This is a genomic window from Aliiglaciecola sp. 2_MG-2023 (assembly GCF_030548145.1).
Classification (GTDB): Bacteria; Pseudomonadota; Gammaproteobacteria; order Enterobacterales; family Alteromonadaceae; genus Aliiglaciecola; species Aliiglaciecola lipolytica_A.
In genome coordinates this window covers 36,655-54,542 of sequence record NZ_JAUORY010000031.1, presented here as the reverse complement: position 1 = coordinate 54,542, position 17,888 = coordinate 36,655, and the positions used below count along the sequence as shown (strand labels likewise).

The window sequence follows — 17,888 nt, the reverse complement described above, 5'->3', positions numbered from 1 at the left end:
CCATTAAATTGCTCCTAAGCGTTAATTAATCTCGTCAAATCGGTAGATGACTAGTAATGACTGTCTATTTATTTTTTGACTGTCTATTTATTTAATTTTTTTGTTGATGACTGTTTATTTATTTTTTTGTCTATTTTTTTCGTATTTATTTTTTTGTCTATTTTTTTCGTATTTATTTTCCTGTCCGCTTTTTCCTTTATTTGAAGTCCTTTTGAAAAATTATGCCTGTCCAATTGTAAAAAGTTGACTCCTGTCCAATTGTAAAAAGTTGACTTTGTGTTGAATGTTTGTCGCACAGTTATAAACATGTTAATTTTTAGATAATCTCTAAAAACTTTATTGCATGTTATATTCAAATGTAAACGGACTTGCGCAAAATGCCATCGAGTAATGAACACAACAAAAACACGAATATAGCGCTAGTCTTTCATACTTGCGTCGCACTGACCTATGTACTCACGTGTTTTTATAGCTACCCATTAGTTTTTGAATATATTTACCCCATCACTCACAGTGCATATTTTGCCTTATGCATCGCACTATTTTGCATATACAACATCTTTATTGATTTAACCGATTCAATACGAAATATTTCAACTGTTAATGACATCATCAATCAAGGACAGCTGTTGAACAAAGGTGCCTATAATGGGATGTTTCATCTTATTGGCTATCACCTTGGCACAATTGCAATACAGGCATTTATTCTGACCTATATTCTATTCATCACAATCCGAGCTGAGATTTCATTTTTACAGGGTTCACTGTTTTTCCTCTGTTCGTTGCTGTTATTTAGTCTGTATACATTCGGTTTAATTACCTTGATCAAATCCCTTTCTGCGAATTACAAATGGCTTACTTGGACGGCCCTAGTCGCGGTTGTAATCGCTTATTTTGTATCTCTTGAAATACTTGAATTTGTATTTGCTATCTCATCGCAAATTCAGCCGCGGCAATTTTTAATTGGCATATTCTCCGTTTTTTTGTGCTTGCTTTTAATAGCTTCAGGCATAACCATCGGCTTTTCGGGAATTTGGTATTTTGTTAACCGTTTTATCAAACACAATAGCGATGTGTTGCATATTTTACGAAGCAACAAACGCAACGAAAAAATTGTTAAAGGACAACACTTCTTGTTGCTTATGTTCAGTAACTCTACGTTTAACATTCACTTTTTGTTTATCCCCCTATACTTCTACTGCCTACTAACCTTCAATACCCAATCAACTCTAGTAATTCTTATCATCGCGTTAAATTTACCATTTTTGATTAAAACAGCTAGGTTATTAGAACCCCTTTCGAAAGAGTTTTTCTTTGTATTATTTAAAAGTGTCATCTCAACCTTGCTCATTGTGACGTTTGCTTCTCATGTTATCTACTTATTAGCCTATATAGCCTACTTTGAATTGGGAAATTTACTCAATTCCCTCGGTTGGAATTTACAAGACGGTGTGTTTCCAAACTACTGGTTTTATTTTGTTCGACAACCTATTCAGTTGGACTTTTTGCTGGCTTACATTGAAGGTATAATTTACGCAATAGTATCTTCCACTATTATTGTATGGCTGTACGCAATTTTCATACGCAAAGAGCAATATCGCTTTTTATGGTTTTTGCTAACCGTTAGTATTTTTAGTTTGACTGTGTATTACGATAATTATGTAGGTCAAAGCAAAGTGGCGGCTTTAGTTCCTTGGACTTTACCACCGAAAGTATTCATCTTCTCTGCTCTACCATTTTTAGTGCATTTTATTATCAATGTTTTGGCTGGCCCTTACCGCGTTAACAGCAAGTGCCATGCATGCAGTTATAAAGCTCCAAAACTTGCCAAATACTGCCCTAGTTGCGGTAGCTATTTACATATTTCTAAAACCATGGTTTTAGGTTTAGTCAAAGCATTTCACCAATCACCTTTATCATTAGAGTCGACTGAAACTGAAGGGGATGAAAAAAAGTTAGAGCATATTAGGTATCGACATGCGGGTCTCAGACAAATCATAGAGTGCCTAGGCTTGTTGAAGCAGGTTCGAAAGGCAGCGGTCGCACAAGATATGAAAGCAAGAGGACCAAAAAAGTGAACAAAGGGGCTATTAAATACCTTTGCATTTGGATGTTGAGCACTGGTTATTTGATGCTAGGTGTTATCTATTATGCAGTTATTGCAAAGCACCTAAATATCAGTACCGAATATTCGATTTTATTGTTAATTATCCCAGGTTTATTGGCATATATATATTATTTAACAACCACTGAAAAGACGTTTACAACTCACCAAAACTTAAAAGAAAGTACCTTTAATCATGCAACGATAACCCAAAGCAGTCAATTTTGGCGTGTTAGTTTTAACATAATGCTGATGCTGTCCGGAGTGTATTTTGTACTTTATTTAAACGCTAAAGGGATATGGCAACAAGGCATATCAATGCTGTTCGGGCTTTCGATTGCTTTGCTGTTGGTAAGAATAATAAACAAATTTGTATCATCAAAGCTAAACTCATTATCGTCGCTAATCGTATGCATTTTAGTATTACTACTGTTTTTGTTTATTATCCACAACATAGAAATGAGCTTTGCTAATTCCGACAGAAGTTTTCCTCAATTTTTACTAATCGTTTTATTCGGCCTATGCACCTTTCTTTTTATCGTGTATTTAAGTGACTCTGCAGGTTTTGCTTTTAATAAAATATGGTTATTATTCAGACGCTTTTCCTATGAATATACATTAATAAAAAACGGTTCCAATGCTGAAAAAAACGCATTATATGATTTAAAACTTTACTTTTTATACATGCTTAATCAGCGTGTTTATATTGCAGTGCTTATTGCACCACTCTACTTTGCGCTTTCCGCTCATGTGGACATTAGACGAATTACAGTGATATGGCTAGTAGCGTCGTTTTTTCCAATATGTCTAAAGTGTAGTCGCTATGTGTCACAGTTAGCGAGTACCAAATACTTCTTAATACTCACAGTAACATTTCACTTCTTATTCTGGTCTTTAGTTATTTGGGCCGTATTTTTGCAATTATCTTTCTACTTATATTGTGTCATCACGCAATGGTATTGGGATTCTTCCTTTGCCAGTAACAATTTGATACCCAATTTTTTGCTAGCTTTCAACAATCCAATCACTAAAGATATTTTGTATGCTCAGTTAGAGGGAGTATTTTATGCTTTTATTTTGCTAATTCAAATAGTGTATTTTTTAGCCGCTATAAAAACTAAAAAGTTCAAGCGCGCTATCGCACAAATCGTAACTTTGACGTCATTCGCTTGCATAGTGGCATACAACCAATATGTCTCGCTAGAATTCTTTGATAGCAGTGAAAATTCCTTGTTTACACCGGCCATAATATTGCTAACTGTCATTCCCATTGTAATCGACTTAATATCTCAATCTATGCGGCAAATAAATGCTCAATATGAAATATGTCACCAATGTCAGCAACCCAATAAAAGTATTTACAATTTTTGTCAGCTCTGCGGTGGAAGCCTGTTCGGTGCTAGAAACAAATTGGATTTCGATTGTCATTTTTTATTAAATAGACAGGTTGAACAGTTGAGTGAGCAAATTAAACAAAATAAATACAACCTTAAGCAAGCTTCAGAGCTATTACGAGAGAATATAAATGGAATGCAAACCTCCCTCAAAACAACACGAAATCAAATTACTTTAGACGAGATCTACAAATCCTATCTGGTTAAAATGCAAACATTAGTCAATAGCACAAATAGTGATATAGATAGCAGTAAAGCAGAATGAAAGTCAATTGTGAGAGTTGCCACAAAAACATCTTGATTGAGAAAGTATCAGGTCGTAATTGCGGTCCCCATCTTTGCCAGTCATGTCTCAATAAACACCAGGTCAACTGCGAAATTAAGCAATTTGATTTTAATATTACTGAGTTATTTGACGCACAAGTTGATGCAAGGTTTACCAAAGCTATTGAGCAACTCCCTAGTGTAGCCAAATTTACCAGTAAAATAAGTGCCGAGGTCTACAAGGGATTTGTGTTTTTACAACCTGATTGGCGCGTGTACGAATTTCACATCTCGCTAGCGCACTTTAAAGAGAGTTATTCACTCAAGTCGAATAAAAAAGAGAGTATTGATGCATTTATTAATTTTGAAATTGCTAATATTAATATGCTTAGTCCACCTTTCGTTAGCGATTTAAAATGCACGCGGCCTTTTTTTTCGCTCCCAGGTTTAAGTTGGCACCCCATAACCAACATAGAATCCACTAAACTAATCAATACATTTCGACATTTTCTAGGTGAAAAAAAATCTGAAGATGAAATTCGCTTTTTAAGCGCTCCGTTAAGTTTTTACCCTAAAGCTAGGTTGATTGCCTTCCATTCATCACACTTTGAAAACCCGCATAAGTGGCTATATTTTCTAGAGGCTAATCTCGAGAATGGCAATACCTATTATTATACTTTGAACGGCTTAAGCGCGCCTATCCATGACTGTAACGGCCTACATTCCATTCATTTAACTCAAGATAATGTATTAGAGTATTTGTGTTTTTTTTGTTTTTTCATTCAATCAGAAGGCCATTCTTTTTACATTATTGCTAGCAAAAACGCCCCTTCACTTCCCGATTTCATGTGGGCTAAAAATTACATCCATGATAATAAACAGCTTGGTCTTCTTTCAAAATTCAAACCATTAAAAATAATTGAATCAAAAGCTGACGCCTTCACCTGCGAAGCCACAATGTATCATGGGAATAATTTGTCTATTATCGAAGCTGAGGTTTCTGCAAACGGTAATGTATTTTTAAAAAACAGCAGCGTAATTAGTGAAGCCTTGCCATTTAAACTAGAAATCTCCCTAAGCTAGAAAGTGGTATATGGGCTCGAAAATATCACTTGTCACAACAGAGACGTTTAGTATTTAAAGCTGCATTGCGCGTTAGTAAGAACTATCTGCAAAAGCCAATAAACTGATTATGTATCAGTTAACCTCCATACAAATCTGAAAACGCTTGTTCAATATTAGGAAAGTTAAATTGAAAATCACTTTCCAACAACCTCATTGGGACAACTCGTTGCCCGTAGATTAACAAATCAGCCATTTCGCCCATTGCGAGTTTAAGTGCAAGCTTTGGAGTAAATAATATGCAAGGGCGATGCAATGCACTGGCGAATGCCTTTGAGAAGTGTTTGTTGGTAACGGGCTCAGGGGCAGTAAAATTGTAAATTCCTGTGCAGCCGGCATTATCAATTAGGTGCACTATGCCCCTTACCATATCGTCGATATGAATCCATGACATGTAATGGTCCCCTGCCCCTATTGGTCCACCTAAACCTAATTTGAATGGTAGCTGCATTTTTTCTAAAGCGCCGCCATCTCTAGCCAAAACAATACCTGTTCGCAGCACACATACCCGAGTTTCTTCAGTTTCAATGTCTAAGGCAAGTTTCTCCCAAGTAGCACACAAACTATGACTATATTCCTTATTGGGTTTATCAAAATTTTCGTCAATAATTTGTACGTCTTGACGACCATAAAAACCAATGGCTGATCCACTAATAAAGAATTTAGGAGGAGATTGACTTGCCACACACAATGACCCTAACTTTTTAGTCATTTCCCAGCGACTGTTTTCTAAAATCGTTTTTTGTTCGCAGCTCCAACGTTTATTTACAATAGGTTCGCCAGCTAAGTTAATCACGCCATCGAAGTCGTTCAAATTAGACAAGTGCTCTAAACTCGAAATATACGTTAGCCCACTTCCAAGTTTTTCTTCAGCAATCTTGGGATTTCTTGTTAATATCGTAAGCTGATTTTCAGCCTTGATATGTTTTACGAGCTTTGAACCTATCAGTCCGCTGCCACCTGTAATTAGCAAATTCATCTATTTTCCTTTATTCGTTTGTAAGCAAGTCCATTGGAAACGGATCAATTCTTCTCACCATGCTAGCAACCTACTTGATCCAAGTAGCAACGGCACACAGTTAAAACAAAAGTGAATAATCCAAAGTATAATAGATGGTCAATATTTGGTGGGTTAAAATACCCCCCATTGTTGTACTGGAAAGGTTAAGTTGTAGTGAAATTAGAAAAAGCTAAGGGGTTTACCCTAATAGAGTTGATTATTGTAATAGTAATTCTTGGAATTTTGTCAGTGGTTGCAGCTCCCAAATTTATCAATTTGAGTTCGGATGCGAACAAAGCTGTTTTAGAAGGTATGGCAGGAACAGCAAGCGGAGCGGTAAACTTGGTTTATGCTAAAGCAATAATCCAAGGTGTTGTTAACGACGCCGAGGGCAATGTTGATCTTGACGGTGACGGCGTGGACGATATTTCTACAGTTTATGGATTTCCAAGTGCAAACCGAACAACCGGCATTGCTAACGCACTTCAGTTAAATGATGAATGGGCTTATGGTGACACCTTTGGCGGTGGACAATTCTTCGTTTCCCCTTCAAGAATTGTTGGGTTCAGTGGGATTACTAATAATAACATCCCCCTTAGAAGCCCGAATTGTTACCTCACCTATATTCCACCAGCGGGCGCAAACGAACTCCCAACTTATGATTTTGTTACATCTGGATGTTAATAAACTCAATAATGAATTAGATGCTGGAACATTAAAGCTGTTACTTAAAAGCCTTCAATCTTCCAGCAAGATCGTCTAATCCTTGTTTAAAATTTAGGATTTAAAAAAAAAGCTTTCAAGGCAGTAAAGAAGATATTTAACTTATCGTCGGTTCTACCCAAGATTTACACTTATTTTTTAGTAAACAGTTAGACAAGTTAAGAGATACGCACCTATCTAAAGTGGCTACAGGTAGCAGTAATGCAGGCCAAACATGTGAGATAAGGTGGAATCGTTACTCGGTTAAATGTAAAGAGGCGAGACGGTTTCTGGCTGAAACTCAGCGAGAATTTGAACTTGGCTTTTGACAATAGACTTAGACACTATTTTACTCAAAAAGCAATAAACAGCCAGAATCAATTATTCTATTAAAAGCGATAAAATTAAGTGACTCTAACTCTTTTCATTTCAGCGGCCACCCGGCCACATTCGAAGTAAGATTTGATCCTTTTCAACCAAGTGGTGCCATAGGCTCGCAAAGACATGAATGACCAGAATCACGCCGCCTGCAACAAGCAAATAACGGTGGGTTTTTCCAAAAAAGGAGTAACCGAACATACTGTTTATGTCTTGGATAGGAAGAATAGGAGGAATTACCCCATCCGTTGTAAAGAACCATATATGTGTTACACCGTATTCAGCAGAATCCGCTAATACTGATAGCGCTGCCCATCCAGATAGCGGCAATAATAACAAAAGCGCATAAAGTAGTGCGTGTGTTAGTTTTGCTGAGCACTGTTTGAAACGACTAAAACCGGAAGGAAGCTGTGGAACAACCCCCATCAACCGCCAAGCTAATCTAAAAAAGACCAATAACAATAAAACAAAACCATTGGTATGATGAATTTGTGCGATGACGTCATGAAAAGAATTCACGTCTGGGTATTTCAAAGCAAACCCATAAGTTGCTGACATCAAAAAACCTGAAGCAACTTCAACAATGATTAGCAGCAACACTACCCAATGTAATGATTTTGAAACGCTCCCCCATGACGTTATTGTATTTTGTAACATGTTAAGCCTCTATAAAAATAAAATGAAATTCGCAATTATTGATTTGTTGCTCATTACGTGAAGTATTAAAAGGGCTTCATTGGTTTGACGTGCAACTTAAATTGCACTTGATATAACAACTTACCCGAGGTTATATCATCTTTTAAGAGAGAAAAAATCTATCGTATTTTCGCCAACAGTTATCTTTTTCGTGAAAACGATTCGCGCTACGCGAACGACTTTCAGATAATCAAAAAAAAATGCAGAATTATCTATTAAATAACTCTGCACTTTGTAGCACTTAAAAAAGTTTAAGGTAATTAGTCAATTTCAGTGACGAAATCCTGCTTAGGCCGACGAATTTTCTTCAGGTTTTTAAGCCAGTCGCCCTCTTCTGCACGATAACCCAAAGGCAATAATACTACCGAGCGCAATCCGCGTTCAGTCAAACCTAAAATTTCATCCACTTTTTCAGGTACAAAACCTTCCATAGGAGTACTATCAACTCCCTCTTCAGCGGCAGCAACTAAAGCTGTACCAAGACCGATATATGCTTGGCGAGCTGCGTGTTGAAAATTGATCTCTGGATCTCTTGGCGGATAAGTAGCCAAAATCATTTTACGGTAGTTTTCCCAGCCTTCATTGATAATGCCACGTTCTTCATTGACTAAATCGAACATATGATTAATGCGCTCTTCGGTATAATTGTCCCAGGCCGCAAATACTAAAAGGTGAGAACAGTCAGAGATTTGTGTCTGATTAAACGCGTGGGGTACAATTTGATCACGCAAATCTTGATTTTTTACGACAATGACTTCATAGGGTTGCAGACCACTTGAGGTAGCCGTTAAACGTATAGCTTCAAGAATCCGTTCTACTTTATCTTCGGCGACCGCTTTGCTTGCGTCCATCTTTTTTGTTGCATAGCGCCAATTTAACTTTTCTACCAAATTCGACATCGGTTACTCCATAATTATTCTACTTGCGAGTCCTAAAAGTGAGGCCGTTTTCGGTAATTTCAATCTATCAGAAGAGGAATTATAGAAGAGTAAAGGTTGAGGTTATTATTTTCTTTCGATTAGATGCTATAAACAAGTAAAAAGCCAACCTAATTAAGTTGGCATGAAAGTCATTTTTGAACAGAGTCTTTATAATCAGTTGGGCGAAAATGATAATGGCTGACTATCCGGCATTGGAACTAACAAATTTATTTCCCAATCAACCTTAAACATCAAATCACAACTGCTGTCCCATAGTGGATTTTCATCTTCGATAATAATCTCCCCCTCCAACGTACCTGAAGCTTTTTCCTGTTCACCACTTAAATAGTATGAGAGACCATTCCGATAACCCAAACTTCCTCTATCATTGTACCATCGGTCGAACTCAACAAAATAAAAGCGAATTTGCGGAGTCGTTGTTCTATGCGGGTTTTCAGGTTCAGTTACGGTAAACACTTGGCTTATTTGACTATCGGGTACTCGATAGGTTGGTATCGCGAAGATGAAATCATCGGACGGATGCCATTCCCACTCTTTTAAAAGCTCACCACCTTCGAACTGGCTGATGGTAAATTCATTAAACCCACCGCCGTCGCATTTATTTTTAAGACCTACAGTGAGTTGGTAATAATTGAGTCGATAACTCGGTTCAATTCTTATATCTGCCGCTGTGGAATCGAGCAGACCGTTGAAATCAATGGTTTTAACAACCACTACATAGTCCGTGGGCGCTGGCACCAAGAGCCCCTCAGCGTACATATGTTCCACATAGGTAACATCATATCTATGAAAAAACTCGTAAGTTCCTGCTTGCAAGCCATTATCTCCATCAAATGCAGAGATTTCGAAATGGCTAGCGTAACCTACGTTAAGACGACTTGTCTGTCCATCACCCCATTCAACTTCTATATGATGAGTTTGCCGATCAGTTACGATAACGGCTCTGCCGACAACACTATCTGATGTGACTGACAGATTCACAATCCTGTGTTTATTGCACTGCTTAGGTTTTAATTTAATTGCGGTTTGATTGAAAATATTGTTGGATACTAATTTATTTACGTCATCTGTAATCATAACTTTTCTGCTCCATGAATAAAAAGTAGTACGCACTTACGAAAATGAAAAAACCTCCTTGGTTTGAAGTAAGCCGACATCAGCATTGACTAAAGTTGCGTTTGCAATTTCTTGCAGCATTAAGTGTAGTCTAAGATAGGGAATAAATAGAGTTGGACGGCGCAACTTCCGCAAATAAGGTCAAAAAAACAATACAACGCTATCCCGTTGCAGAGAATACTCATAGCAGTTAGACTCAAGCTTCCTGCTACCATTTCAATTAATGAAAATTACCTATGAAAATCAAAGCGATATATTTTTTGTTTGGCATTTATTGCAGTGCTGCGGTAAGCGCACCGAGTACAAATACCATCGAGCCAAGCAAAGCCGAAGTTATTGACCGGTTTGCCGAACTTGCCCTCGAGTGTGTACATAAAGAATATCCTAATATCATCAAACATATGATGACCAGTGATGAAGATGTAAAGACACCCAAGCGACTTTATCCGGCATTTTATGGTTGTTTTGATTGGCATTCCTCTGTACATGGGCACTGGTTACTGACCCGTATTGCTAGCCAATACCCAGACTCAACTCATTACCAAAGTATAATGGCAAGCCTGAATCAAAGTTTCACCCAACAAAATTTAGCAGCAGAGTTGGCGTATTTCAATCGTGCGGATACGGGCACCAGTTTTGAGCGCCCCTATGGACTTGCTTGGTTTTTGCAGCTAACCACCGAATTGCGTGAATGGGATAATCCAAAAGCCAAACACTGGTTAAATATATTAACTCCTCTAGAAAACAAAATAGTGGCCAACGTAAGCGATTGGTTGCCTAAGCTCTCATTTCCTATCCGTGTTGGCGAGCATAGCCAAACTGCATTTGCGTTCGGGCTCATGTTGGACTGGAGCGCGACGGCCAAAAATAATGAGTTTAGTGAGTTATTGAAGGCGAACATTACCCGTTTATACATCAATGATGTCAATTGTCCCCTAGCGTATGAACCATCAGGACAAGATTTTCTCTCCCCATGCATTGCTGAGGCAGACTTAATGCGACGGGTGTTACCCACTGAGCAATATGCAAAATGGTTATCGGCGTTTTTGCCCATCATCCCCAACAATGGCAATGCGAAATGGTTAGATGTAGCCACAGTGGTGGATAAAAGTGATGGCAAACTCGCTCACCTAGATGGTTTGAATTTAAGCAGAGCATGGATGTTAGAAGGTATAGCATCTGCTTTAAATGTTGATGATCCTCGCAGAGCGTCTATTCTAAATGCAGCAAAAGCCCATAAAAAATCAGGTATCGACTCAGTCATACACGACATGCATTACATGGGGAGTCACTGGCTAGGGAGTTTCGCGACTTACTTAGAAACCGAACGAGGAATACGTTAGAACAAGGCTTTCAATTTGTGAAAGCCTTAATCGTTAAGGTTAACTAACCGCACCAAAGCGTTGCTCTAAGTAACCAATAATATCGTTGCTTTCATACATCCAAGTATCTTTGCCGTCTTGTGAAATACGCAAACATGGCACTTTGGTTTTACCACCTTGTTGTTCAAGTTCAGTTCGAAATTCACTCCCTTTGCTGGCATTGCGCGTTTCCATGGGCAAATTCAAGCGATGCAATGCTCGGCGGGTTTTAATGCAAAAAGGACAAGCAAAAAACTGGTACAAAGCCATAGACTGAATTTCTTGTTCTACTTGTTGCTGAGCTTGCGCGCTGCGCTTTTGTTTTCGTGGTCGAGTGATGATGTCAACTAGGGCAATGATACAGCCCAGAAAATTGCGAACGAAATTGACTAAAAAAGACATAATATATTTACTACCCTTAAAAATGAGGCCGTATTATAAACCCATAACAACATAAATTCCGCTGTGAATTACGAACATTTTAATATTAGCTATGCTGTGATTTTTGGACGATAAATGAAGGTTAAAAGCGGTTATGCTTGTTAGCTTTGTTAACAATACAAAGTTAAATTTCACGTCAGTTGGAATCTAAAAAAATAAATGTGGTCGGTTAGTATTCCGACCACATTTAGGCAATTTCAGAGAACCCATAACTCGCTGTTATGGGTTAGTTTGAGTCTGCTTAAAACTCAGGGGTTTGTGGTGCAGGCAAGTTGGTTTCTTGCATACTACGAGCTTTGATATCGGCAATATCGCCACCGAAATCAAACAGATTCACATCGCCACGCTCTGCGGCCATTTTAGCGCGTAAATCAGCTGTAGCCTGAACATCAATGGTCAGATCATCACTAATTACAACACCATAAGCCAGAGCACCTTGTACTGTTGCCAGTGAACGCTTAATGTCATCTAACACTAACTGTGGTTCACGAAGAAGTGGGTCTCCCCAACCGCCGCCGCCCCATGTATTAAAGTAAAGGATATCGCCTTTTTTCACTTCAATACCTTCACATTTTGCTGGCAAGGTTTCTTCTGTACCATCAGCGCGTTTTAGTAACTTAGTCGAGCGCAAACCTGGCGCTCCGCCATTTACACCCCAAGGGTAGGTTAACCAACGATCATCATGAATTGCAATTTGGCCATCATTTAGGAAACGATAACCCACTGATAATCCATTACCACCGCGATGCAGACCTACACCACCTGAATCAGGTATGGTTTCGTATGCTTCTACCCGCAATGGGAAATACGCTTCAATGAACTCATTCGGCACGTTGGTAAAGCCTGGCCATAAAGAATGACCGTCAGGGCCATCACCGGCAGGGCGTCCAGGAATACCACCAAAACCAATTTGAAACAGTTGGAACCACTCGCCTTTATCATCGTAACCAGAATAAAATAAATGGGGAGAATCTGAAAAGCCCGCCGCATTCATCGCTTCAGGTGCACCCTGTCCTAACAAGCCGCCCATGACATCAAAAATTCTGCCCAATGCATGGGTTCTGCCCGACAATGCTGCCGGATAATTAGGTTTCAACAAGCTACCTTGAGGAATACGCACATCCACAAGATCGTAGAAACCATCGTTGAACAATATTTGCGGATCCACTAAGTTAATGGTGAATGAGCCGAAAAACATTTTGAACATATCTTCATTGAGATAGAAGTTAATCGAACTTTTTGCTTGCGGATCAGTACCGTCAAAATCAAATATAGCCTTGTCACCTTCACGCCACATTTTACAACGAATTTTATATGGTCCTTTACCCACGCCGTCATCACATAAATAATCTTCAAACACACGAGGTTCTTCAGGTACCAACATATTAATGATGGCAGACATAGCAGTATGGTTACGCTCTAACATCACTTCCATAGTGGAATAAAACACGTCATCGCCAAAACGGTCGGCAATTTCAATCACTCGTTTTGATGCCGTGTTACAGGCAGCTACTAACGCGTTTAAATCAAATCGGTTCCATTGCGGGGTACGCACATTATGCAAAATAAGTTCAAGTATATCGGTTTGCAACACACCTTTTTTATACAGTTTTGTAGGTGGTATACGTATCCCTTCTTGGAAGATGGATTCGGCTTTAATTGGAATTGAACCCGGTACCATACCGCCGTTATCGGACATATGCCCAAACATGGCAGACCATGCTATGTGGCGTCCTTCACGGAAAATAGGCACAAGTACTAACCAATCAGGTAAGTGAGATACGGCAGCGTTACACATGTAAGGATCATTGGTGAGTAACACATCTCCTTCTTCCATTTGACCGGTGAAGGCTTCCATAAATCCATGGATAAATGAGCCAAACTGACCTACTACCATCTTGCCATCTCTATTAGCGATCATAGGGAAGCAATCACCTTGCTCGCGGATCCCTGGACTCATTGCCGTTCTAAATAAAACTGCATCCATTTCTTCGCGGGCATTTTTCAATGCATTTTCAATAATATCAACGGTAACCGTATCTGCTTCAACACGTTTAAGAGGAGCGCTATTGGTTTCAATAATTTTATTCATGATAAACTCCTACTACTTATTCTTGGTGTTAACAGGGTTAATTAACAAGTTACCAACTGAATCTACTGTGGCAACGTAACCAGGCAAAATCACGGTTGTCGAATCCATTTCACCTACAATGCAAGGTCCTGGCACTTTTAGGCCTACGCCCATCTTTGCACGTTCATAAATGGCCGCATCATGATATTGACCATCATGATAAATCTTAGTGTCTGCAATTTTGCAATCCACCAATGCTGTAGTACCTGTAATCTGCTTACTTTCAGGCAACGCCGTAGAAGAAGCCGAGACTATAGCTCTTACCATTACAATTTCATGGCCATCATCAAGAGCAAAGGTAAACAATTGAGTATGTTCTTCGTCAAAGCGGTCGATTAATAGATTCAAACCCTGAGCTTCGAAATCAGCTTTTGAACATTCAATAGATAATTGGAAAGCTTGACCGGTATAGCGCACATCAGCCTGCAACGTAACGTCTAACTCGTCTTTACTAATACCATCAGCAATCAGAGTTGATGCGGCTTTATCGGTTAACTCTTCAAATAGTTTTGTTAATGACGCCTTATCGGTATCTTTAATAAGCGTAACAAAGGTTTTTGACGCTTCATCTTTTACCACTGTAGTGGCATCACCGTAAGCACATAATACGCCTGGACCAGGAGGAATAATGGTTGGCCAAGAATCGGTTAGAATGCCCAGTGCGTTAGCATGAAGGGGACCGGCACCACCAAAGCCAACTAGCGCGAAATCTCTTGGATCAAAACCTTGCTCGACCGAAACTAAACGTAACGCACCGAACATGGCTTCGTTGGCAATGCGGATGATACCTTCAGCGGCTTCTTCAACAGATATCTCCATTGCATCAGCCACTTTTTTAACCGCTGCAACAGCCGCGGACTTATCAATTGCCATTTTTCCACCAAGTTGCACGTCAGAAGGCAAATACCCCAGCACTACGTTGGCATCACACACTGTTGGCTCCACACCGCCTTTCATATAAGCAGCAGGGCCTGGTTTAGCACCGGCAGACTCTGGACCTACACGTAATGCTTTGGTTAATTCAGGAACAAAGGCTAAAGAGCCGCCCCCAGCACCAACCGTACGCACATCAACCGAAGGAGCTCTTACAACCACATCACCTACTCGTGTTTCCCGTCTAATTCGAGCTTTGGAGTTTTGAATTAGCGCGACATCCGTTGAAGTTCCGCCCATATCAAAGGTCAGAATGTTGTCGTAACCTGCTGCAGAGGCAAAGTGAATAGCACCTGAAACACCACCAGCGGGGCCACTCATCAATAGATTTACTGGGTTATCCGCAGCAGCATTAGCCGAGGCCAATCCACCATCTGAACGAAGAATCGATAAATGCAGATCTTCACCCATGGTTTTATGCAATGAAGCTTGCAAATTATCAACATATCGAGCCACTTCAGGTCTAACGTAAGAATTCACGACCGTGGTTTCTGTACGCTCATATTCTTGCATTTCTGGCACGATATCACTGGAAATACTAATAGGAACATCAGTAAACACGGTAGCGGCTATTTCTTTAGCGCGTTTTTCGTGGTCACCATTTACGTATGCGTTAATAAAACAAATGGTAAGCGCTTCAACTTCACCAGTAGCTTTTAGTTTACGTAAATCTTCAAGTAATGCATTTTCATCCAACTCAACAGAAGTTGAACCATCAGCATCCATCCGTTCATTTGCTTCAATAGTCAGCTCTAACGGTGCTAATAATGGTTTTTTAACAAAGCTTACCCAACCACCTAATCCGCCAGGACAAAAAGATCGAGCAACTTGCAATACCTGCTTGTATCCGCGGGTTGTGACTAGACCTACTTTGGCACCTTTACCGGTAAGAACGGCATTGGTTGCAACCGTAGTACCGTGCATAACACGGTTTATTTGTTTAGGATCAATACCGGATTCTTCACAAATTCGAGCGATACCGTTTAATACGCCAACTGATGAATCATGTGGTGTAGAGGGAACTTTCGCAGTGTGAGTTTCACCGTTGCTTTCGTTGATTAGCAAAAGGTCTGTAAAAGTACCTCCTACATCAACACCTAATCGATAACTCATAACGTTTTCCTTTTTCAAATTCTTGTTTTAAATATTTTTATTTAAGGTTTTATTATTATTTTTATGCAGGATGCTTTTTACGCAACCACGTCTTTGCATTACCGCCTTTGGCGGTTTCCGTTAACTCTACGGCTAGATCTGAAGCAGCTAATAAGGTTGGCATATCAATACCTGTCTCATAGCCCATTTGCTCACACATCATTACCACATCTTCTGTTGCCACATTACCACTGGCGCCGGGGGCGAATGGACAACCACCTAAACCAGCAATTGAAGCGTCAAATCTTCTTACGCCTGCGGTTAAAGCGGCGTATACATTAGCTAAGCCCATCGCGCGAGTATCATGAAAATGGCAAGCTATTTTGTCCTCACCAAACTTTTCAATAAGTGGCAGCATCAATTCAACAACGCCTTGAGGATCCGCTGCACCTATAGTGTCAGCAATAACCAAGCGCGACGCGCCCATATTGATTAACTTTTCAGCTAAGTCGATAACTTGCTCAACAGGAATAATGCCTTCAAAAGGACATTCCCAAGCAGTTGCTAAATAAACCTGTAATTCAACATCAGTGCCTTTACCTGCTTCGATAACTTGCTCAATCATGCTCAGAGTTTGCTGGTTATCCATACGAATATTTTTTTCGTTCATGGTGTTCGAAGCAGCCATTACTAAGGACGCCAATTTGATCTGATTTTTTTGCGCCAGCTCAAACCCTTTCATATTGGGAATTAGCGCAGAAAAGTGACAATCTGCTTTTGGCAGTTGTTGACAGATTTCATCGGTTCCAGCCATAGCTGGTACGGCTTTTGGCGATACAAACGCCCCCACTTCAACACCATCTAGGCGCGCATCTGTAAGAACCTGTATAAGTTGCAAGCGTTGTTGCGGAGTTAGCACCTTGGCTTGGTTTTGAATGCCATCACGAGGGCCAACATCGTTAATGTAGACTCGATTACTCATTACCAGCCCCTTTAATTGCACCACTTTGAACAAGTGAATCGATGCGTTCTTGAGACATATGCAGCAACTCTGTCAAAACCGACTGGGTATCTTGACCAAGAACAGGGGCAGGCGAAAAAGACTCCTCATCAGTACGTGAGAATTTGATAGGGTTACCCGGCCCTTTAGTACTTTTTCCATCAGGATGTTTTAACTCAACGACCATGTTGCGATGCAATACTTGCTCATCGCTTAATGCTTGCGACAAGTTATTCACTGGCGCACAAGGAATACGCTTGGCTTCCAACTGTTCAATCCAATAAGCCGAGGTATTTTGACTTAAAATCTCGTTTAATTTTGCATTGATGAAGTCTCTGTCTGCCCATCGACCTGGCTGTCCGTCATATTTGCTGTCGTCAAACTCAGGGCACTTAACCACTTCATTTAGGTTTTTCCAGAAATTGTCAGTGATCACTGCAATAACCACGAAACCATCAGAGGTTTGAAAGGTATTGTAAGGAACATGAACAAAATGCGAATTTCCAATTGGGTATGGGTTCTCACCAGATAAAAAGTGCATGGTGGCCATGTAATTAAGCATTGAAATTTGGCAATCCAGCATGGAAATATCCACATCTTGCCCTTTGCCGCTAGTTGCCCGTTCAATAATGGCTGATTGAATTCCCATTACCGCAAACATGCCACCGCCTAAGTCGCCAATGGGTATACCAGCTCTTACCGGGTTTGTCTGATCGGTGCCAGTGATTGACATACCGCCACCCATAGCTTGAGCAACTTGGTCAAAAGCAGGACGTTTAAATTTAGGGCCGCTGCTACCAAAGCCAGTAATGCTACAAGTGATAATGCGAGGATTAATTTTACTTAGTGTGTTGTAATCAATTCCCAGGCGGTCAGGAACGCCAGCGCCAAAGTTGTTCACCACAACATCTGACTCTTTCACTAATTCATAAAAGACTTGTTTGCCTTCTTCACTTTTCAAATCGATACAAATACTTTGTTTATTGCGATTTAATGTAATGTAGTAAGCCCCCATTCCATCTAACGAATTTTTCGGATCGCTGGCTAATAGCTTGCGAGTTCCTTCCCCTTGTAGAGGTTCGACCTTAATCGTTTCTGCACCTAAATCAGCCAATAACATAGCGCAATACGGCCCTGATAACATATGTGTTAGATCGATTACACGTATACCAGAAAGCGGCTTGTTCATTCTTTTCTCCAATTTATTTTTGTG

At 39.9% G+C, this 17,888-nt stretch carries 14 protein-coding genes; 5 read left to right on the top strand and 9 right to left on the bottom strand.

Annotated features, from left to right (window positions below; all coding sequences use genetic code 11):
- The first annotated feature begins 377 nt into the window (after positions 1-377).
- From Q4567_RS20675 to Q4567_RS20665, 3 genes are read left to right on the top strand one after another with little or no spacing between them, the layout of a single operon-like run.
- Positions 378-2,078 carry a hypothetical protein gene (locus Q4567_RS20675; RefSeq protein WP_303502145.1) on the top strand — a complete coding sequence of 567 codons (1,701 nt, stop codon included), beginning with the start codon at positions 378-380 and terminating at the stop codon, positions 2,076-2,078.
- On the top strand, positions 2,075-3,763 hold the full coding sequence (locus Q4567_RS20670; protein WP_303502143.1) for a zinc ribbon domain-containing protein: 1,689 nt from the start codon (positions 2,075-2,077) through the stop codon (positions 3,761-3,763). Before Q4567_RS20675 ends, Q4567_RS20670 begins: the two co-directional genes overlap by 4 nt.
- Entirely contained in the window at positions 3,760-4,845 is a 1,086-nt protein-coding gene (locus Q4567_RS20665) for a hypothetical protein (protein WP_303502141.1), read from the top strand. Before Q4567_RS20670 ends, Q4567_RS20665 begins: the two co-directional genes overlap by 4 nt.
- 118 nt (positions 4,846-4,963) lie before the next feature.
- On the opposite strand, the gene Q4567_RS20660 is transcribed toward Q4567_RS20665, so the two are convergent.
- Positions 4,964-5,863, bottom strand: a complete 900-nt coding sequence (locus Q4567_RS20660; RefSeq protein WP_216046379.1) for a TIGR01777 family oxidoreductase — start codon at positions 5,861-5,863, stop codon at positions 4,964-4,966.
- A 195-nt stretch (positions 5,864-6,058) separates the two neighbouring features.
- Between Q4567_RS20660 and Q4567_RS20655 the strand changes: the two genes are divergently transcribed.
- A complete protein-coding gene (locus tag Q4567_RS20655; RefSeq protein ID WP_216046378.1) occupies positions 6,059-6,568 on the top strand; it encodes a prepilin-type N-terminal cleavage/methylation domain-containing protein in 510 nt (169 codons plus the stop codon).
- A gap of 447 nt (positions 6,569-7,015) precedes the next feature.
- Here the strand turns inward: Q4567_RS20655 and Q4567_RS20650 are convergent, their stop codons facing one another.
- The 3 genes from Q4567_RS20650 to Q4567_RS20640 all read right to left on the bottom strand — a co-directional run bounded on the left by Q4567_RS20650 (position 7,016) and on the right by Q4567_RS20640 (position 9,678).
- Positions 7,016-7,621, bottom strand: coding sequence for a cytochrome b (locus tag Q4567_RS20650; protein ID WP_303502138.1), 606 nt, complete (start codon positions 7,619-7,621; stop codon positions 7,016-7,018).
- 299 nt (positions 7,622-7,920) lie between these two features.
- Entirely contained in the window at positions 7,921-8,559 is a 639-nt protein-coding gene (locus Q4567_RS20645; protein WP_216046376.1) for an NAD(P)H-dependent oxidoreductase, read from the bottom strand.
- A 195-nt stretch (positions 8,560-8,754) separates the two neighbouring features.
- The gene (locus Q4567_RS20640) at positions 8,755-9,678 is read right to left on the bottom strand and encodes a hypothetical protein (RefSeq protein WP_303502118.1); all 924 of its coding nucleotides are present in this window, start codon (positions 9,676-9,678) and stop codon (positions 8,755-8,757) included.
- A 275-nt stretch (positions 9,679-9,953) separates the two neighbouring features.
- Here Q4567_RS20640 and Q4567_RS20635 point away from each other — a divergent pair, with 275 nt between their 5' ends.
- The gene (locus Q4567_RS20635; protein ID WP_303502115.1) at positions 9,954-11,060 is read left to right on the top strand and encodes a DUF2891 domain-containing protein; all 1,107 of its coding nucleotides are present in this window, start codon (positions 9,954-9,956) and stop codon (positions 11,058-11,060) included.
- A gap of 39 nt (positions 11,061-11,099) precedes the next feature.
- Here Q4567_RS20635 and Q4567_RS20630 read toward each other — a convergent pair whose 3' ends face one another.
- The 5 genes from Q4567_RS20630 to Q4567_RS20610 form a co-directional block, all read right to left on the bottom strand.
- A complete protein-coding gene (locus tag Q4567_RS20630) occupies positions 11,100-11,480 on the bottom strand; it encodes a glutathione S-transferase N-terminal domain-containing protein (RefSeq protein WP_303502111.1) in 381 nt (126 codons plus the stop codon).
- Between the two features lie 280 nt (positions 11,481-11,760).
- Entirely contained in the window at positions 11,761-13,611 is a 1,851-nt protein-coding gene (locus tag Q4567_RS20625; protein ID WP_216046372.1) for a hydantoinase B/oxoprolinase family protein, read from the bottom strand.
- A 12-nt stretch (positions 13,612-13,623) separates the two neighbouring features.
- Complete coding sequence (locus Q4567_RS20620; RefSeq protein ID WP_216046371.1) at positions 13,624-15,696, bottom strand: hydantoinase/oxoprolinase family protein; 2,073 nt, start codon at positions 15,694-15,696, stop codon at positions 13,624-13,626.
- A 61-nt stretch (positions 15,697-15,757) separates the two neighbouring features.
- Positions 15,758-16,657 carry a hydroxymethylglutaryl-CoA lyase gene (locus Q4567_RS20615; protein ID WP_216046370.1) on the bottom strand — a complete coding sequence of 300 codons (900 nt, stop codon included), beginning with the start codon at positions 16,655-16,657 and terminating at the stop codon, positions 15,758-15,760.
- Positions 16,650-17,864, bottom strand: a complete 1,215-nt coding sequence (locus Q4567_RS20610) for a CaiB/BaiF CoA-transferase family protein (protein WP_216046369.1) — start codon at positions 17,862-17,864, stop codon at positions 16,650-16,652. The genes Q4567_RS20615 and Q4567_RS20610 overlap by 8 nt, the downstream gene beginning before the upstream one ends.
- Between the last annotated feature and the right edge of the window lie 24 nt (positions 17,865-17,888).

What these genes read in the sequence shown, in the direction of transcription:
- Q4567_RS20675 (WP_303502145.1), top strand. Translation starts at nt 378, where the DNA reads ATGCCATCGAGTAATGAACACAACAAAAACACGAATATAGCGCTAGTC.
- Q4567_RS20665 (WP_303502141.1), top strand. Translation starts at nt 3,760, where the DNA reads ATGAAAGTCAATTGTGAGAGTTGCCACAAAAACATCTTGATTGAGAAA.
- Q4567_RS20660 (WP_216046379.1), bottom strand. Translation starts at nt 5,863, where the DNA reads ATGAATTTGCTAATTACAGGTGGCAGCGGACTGATAGGTTCAAAGCTC.
- Q4567_RS20650 (WP_303502138.1), bottom strand. Translation starts at nt 7,621, where the DNA reads ATGTTACAAAATACAATAACGTCATGGGGGAGCGTTTCAAAATCATTA.
- Q4567_RS20645 (WP_216046376.1), bottom strand. Translation starts at nt 8,559, where the DNA reads ATGTCGAATTTGGTAGAAAAGTTAAATTGGCGCTATGCAACAAAAAAG.
- Q4567_RS20640 (WP_303502118.1), bottom strand. Translation starts at nt 9,678, where the DNA reads ATGATTACAGATGACGTAAATAAATTAGTATCCAACAATATTTTCAAT.
- Q4567_RS20635 (WP_303502115.1), top strand. Translation starts at nt 9,954, where the DNA reads ATGAAAATCAAAGCGATATATTTTTTGTTTGGCATTTATTGCAGTGCT.
- Q4567_RS20630 (WP_303502111.1), bottom strand. Translation starts at nt 11,480, where the DNA reads ATGTCTTTTTTAGTCAATTTCGTTCGCAATTTTCTGGGCTGTATCATT.
- Q4567_RS20625 (WP_216046372.1), bottom strand. Translation starts at nt 13,611, where the DNA reads ATGAATAAAATTATTGAAACCAATAGCGCTCCTCTTAAACGTGTTGAA.
- Q4567_RS20620 (WP_216046371.1), bottom strand. Translation starts at nt 15,696, where the DNA reads ATGAGTTATCGATTAGGTGTTGATGTAGGAGGTACTTTTACAGACCTT.
- Q4567_RS20615 (WP_216046370.1), bottom strand. Translation starts at nt 16,657, where the DNA reads ATGAGTAATCGAGTCTACATTAACGATGTTGGCCCTCGTGATGGCATT.
- Q4567_RS20610 (WP_216046369.1), bottom strand. Translation starts at nt 17,864, where the DNA reads ATGAACAAGCCGCTTTCTGGTATACGTGTAATCGATCTAACACATATG.